This is a genomic window from Pseudomonas sp. AD21 (assembly GCF_002878485.1).
Classification (GTDB): domain Bacteria; phylum Pseudomonadota; class Gammaproteobacteria; order Pseudomonadales; family Pseudomonadaceae; genus Aquipseudomonas.
In genome coordinates this window covers 1-3472 of the sequence record NZ_NQYG01000116.1, presented here as the reverse complement: position 1 = coordinate 3472, position 3472 = coordinate 1, and the positions used below count along the sequence as shown (strand labels likewise).

The 3472-nt window shown below is 61.5% G+C and carries 3 protein-coding genes; all 3 read left to right on the top strand.

The genetic code is table 11. From position 1 onward, the window contains the following. The first annotated feature begins 99 nt into the window (after positions 1–99). The 3 genes from phaZ (at position 100) to PseAD21_RS29105 (ending at position 3424) form a co-directional block, all read left to right on the top strand. Positions 100–954 carry a poly(3-hydroxyalkanoate) depolymerase gene (gene phaZ, locus PseAD21_RS29115; RefSeq protein WP_102359147.1) on the top strand — a complete coding sequence of 285 codons (855 nt, stop codon included), beginning with the start codon at positions 100–102 and terminating at the stop codon, positions 952–954. 136 nt (positions 955–1090) lie between these two features. Then, the gene (gene phaC / locus PseAD21_RS29110; protein WP_102359146.1) at positions 1091–2773 is read left to right on the top strand and encodes a class II poly(R)-hydroxyalkanoic acid synthase; all 1683 of its coding nucleotides are present in this window, start codon (positions 1091–1093) and stop codon (positions 2771–2773) included. 30 nt (positions 2774–2803) lie between these two features. Then, positions 2804–3424 carry a TetR/AcrR family transcriptional regulator gene (locus tag PseAD21_RS29105; protein ID WP_102359145.1) on the top strand — a complete coding sequence of 207 codons (621 nt, stop codon included), beginning with the start codon at positions 2804–2806 and terminating at the stop codon, positions 3422–3424. The last annotated feature ends 48 nt before the right edge of the window (positions 3425–3472 follow it).

The window sequence follows — 3472 nt, the reverse complement described above, 5'->3', positions numbered from 1 at the left end:
TGCGACTGCTGCGCAGCCGATCGGGGATAAATCCCCTCGCCACAGAGTTCACGCCCACAGAGGGGATCGGGGGTACTTGAAATCCACAGGGCCTGAAGCATGCCGCAACCGTTCATTTTCCGTACCGTCGATCTGGATGGGCAGACCATCCGCACCGCGGTACGCCCCGGCAAGCCTCACTTGACGCCCTTGCTGATATTCAACGGCATTGGCGCCAACCTGGAGCTGGTGTTTCCGTTTGTCGCGGCGCTGGACCCGGATCTGGAAGTGATCGCCTTCGACGTGCCCGGTGTCGGCGGCTCGTCGACGCCGAGCCGGCCGTATCGCTTTCCCGGGCTGGCGAAGCTGACCTCGCGGATGCTCGATTACCTCGACTACGGTCAGGTCAACGTCATCGGCGTGTCCTGGGGTGGAGCGCTGGCGCAGCAGTTCGCCCACGACTACCCCGAACGCTGCAAGAAACTGGTGCTGGCGGCGACTGCAGCCGGTGCCTTCATGGTACCGGGCAAGCCGAAAGTGCTGTGGATGATGGCCAGTCCCCGGCGCTACATCCAGCCATCGCACGTGATCCGTATCGCGCCGCTGATCTACGGCGGCTCGTTCCGCCGCGACCCGACGCTGGCTGCCAGCCATGCGGCCAAGGTGCGTTCGGCGGGCAAGCTCGGTTACTACTGGCAACTGTTCGCAGGCCTCGGCTGGACCAGCATTCACTGGCTGCACAAGATTCATCAGCCGACGCTGGTGCTGGCCGGCGACGACGATCCACTGATCCCGCTGATCAACATGCGCATGCTCGCCTGGCGGATTCCCAACGCCCAGCTGCACATCATCGACGACGGTCATCTGTTCCTGATCACCCGCGCCGAAGCGGTGGCGCCGATCATCATGAAATTCCTTGAGGAGGAACGACAGCGCGCCGTGATGCACCCGCATCCGACACCTCTGGGCGGATAAACCGCAGCGGCAGGCTTTATGCAGGGCTTTATCAGTGCGTGGCAGGACGCCGCGCAGGCAGCAACCCGTAACAGCGACTATGGTGTTCTGGTTCGGTGAGTTTGTTTTTGACCTGAAGACGAAGGAGTGTTGAGTCATGCGCGACAAACCTGCGACGGGCGTAGTGCCCAGTCCCGCCGTGTTCATCAATGCACAAAGTGCAATGACCGGCCTGCGTGGCCGCGACCTGATCTCGACGCTGCGCAGCGTCGCTGCCCACGGCCTGCGCAACCCGCTGCACAGTGCCAGGCACGCCTTGAAACTCGGCGGCCAGCTCGGTCGCGTGTTGCTCGGTGAGACCCTGCACCCGACCAACCCGCAAGATACGCGGTTCACCGACCCGGCATGGAGCCTCAACCCGTTCTACCGGCGCAGCCTGCAGGCCTATCTGGCCTGGCAGAAACAGGTCAAGAGCTGGATCGACGAAAGCAGCATGAGCGAGGACGACCGCGCCCGCGCGCACTTCGCGTTCACGCTGCTCAACGACGCCGTCGCGCCCTCCAACACCCTGCTCAATCCGCTGGCGATCAAGGAGCTGTTCAACTCCGGCGGCCACAGCCTGGTGCGCGGCCTGAGCCATCTGTTCGATGATCTGCTGCACAACGACGGCCTGCCGCGCCAGGTCACCAAACAGGCATTCGAAGTCGGCAAGACCGTCGCCACCACCACCGGCGCCGTGGTGTTTCGCAACGAAATGCTCGAGTTGATCCAGTACAAGCCGATGAGCGAGAAACAGTACGCCAAGCCGCTGCTGGTGGTGCCGCCGCAAATCAACAAGTACTACATTTTCGACCTCAGCCCGCATAACAGCTTCGTCCAGTACGCGCTGAAAAACGGCTTGCAGACCTTCATGATCAGTTGGCGCAACCCGGACGTGCGCCATCGCGAATGGGGTCTGTCGACCTATGTCGAGGCGGTGGAAGAAGCGATGAACGTCTGCCGGGCAATCACCGGCGCCCGCGACGTCAACCTGATGGGCGCCTGCGCCGGTGGCCTGACCATCGCCGCGCTGCAAGGACATCTGCAAGCCAAACGCCAGCTGCGACGGATCTCCAGTGCGACCTATCTGGTCAGCCTGCTCGACAGCGAGATCGAAACCCCGACCACCCTGTTCGCCGACGAACAGACCATCGAAGCGGCCAAGCGCCGCTCCTATCAGAAAGGCGTGCTGGACGGTCGCGACATGGCCAAAGTGTTCGCCTGGATGCGGCCCAACGATTTGATCTGGAGCTACTTCGTCAACAACTACCTGTTGGGCAAAGAGCCGCCGGCGTTCGACATCCTCTACTGGAACAATGACAACACGCGCCTGCCCGCCGCATTCCATGGCGACCTGCTGGACTTCTTCAAGCACAACCCGCTGACCCACCCGGGCGGCCTGGAAGTCTGCGGTACGCCGATCGACCTGCAGAAAGTCGCCGTCGACAGCTTCAGCGTGGCCGGCATGAACGACCACATCACGCCGTGGGACGCGGTGTATCGCTCAACACTGTTGCTCGGTGGCGAGCGGCGCTTCGTCCTGTCCAGCAGCGGTCACGTGCAAAGCATCCTCAACCCACCCAGCAACCCCAAAGCCAGTTATGTCGAAAACGGCAAGCTGAGCAGCGACCCGCGCGCCTGGTACTACGACGCCAAACGCGTCGACGGCAGTTGGTGGCCACAGTGGCTGGAATGGATTCAGCAACGCTCCGGCGCCCAGCGCGAGACTTTGATGACCCTCGGCAACCCGAACTATCCACCGATGGAGGCGGCACCCGGCACCTACGTGCATGTGCGCTGACGCTTAACCGAACTTTTCTAAGAAGACTGGATGAAAACCCGCGACCGGATTCTCGAATGTGCCCTGCAACTGTTCAACGAAAAGGGTGAACCCAACGTTTCCACCATGGAAGTTGCCAATGAAATGGGGATCAGCCCCGGCAACCTCTACTACCACTTCCACGGCAAGGAGCCGTTGATTCTCGGCCTGTTCGAGCGCTTCCAGAATGAACTGGCGCCACTGCTCGACCCACCGTCGGATGTCGAGCTGGCGCCGGAGGATTACTGGCTGTTTCTGCATTTGATCGTCGAACGCCTGGCGCAGTACCGTTTTCTGTTCCAGGACCTGTCGAACCTCGCCGGGCGCCTGCCGAAACTGGCGAAAGGTATTCGCAACCTGCTCAACGCCCTGAAGCGCACGCTGGCGTCATTGCTGGCGCGCTTGAAAGCCTCGGGGCAGTTGGTCAGCGACACTCAGGCGCTGGGTCAATTGGTCGAGCAGATCACCATGACCCTGCTGTTCTCGCTGGACTATCAGCGGATTCTTGATCGTGAAGGGGAAGTTCGATTAGTCGTCTACCAGATCATGATGTTGGTCGCGCCGCATTTGCTGCCGCCGGTGAAAGTGGCGACTGAGCGGATGGCCCTGCAGTACCTTGAAGATCACGACTGAAATCAAAAGCCCCTCACCCTAGCCCTCTCCCTGTATGTACCGGACACA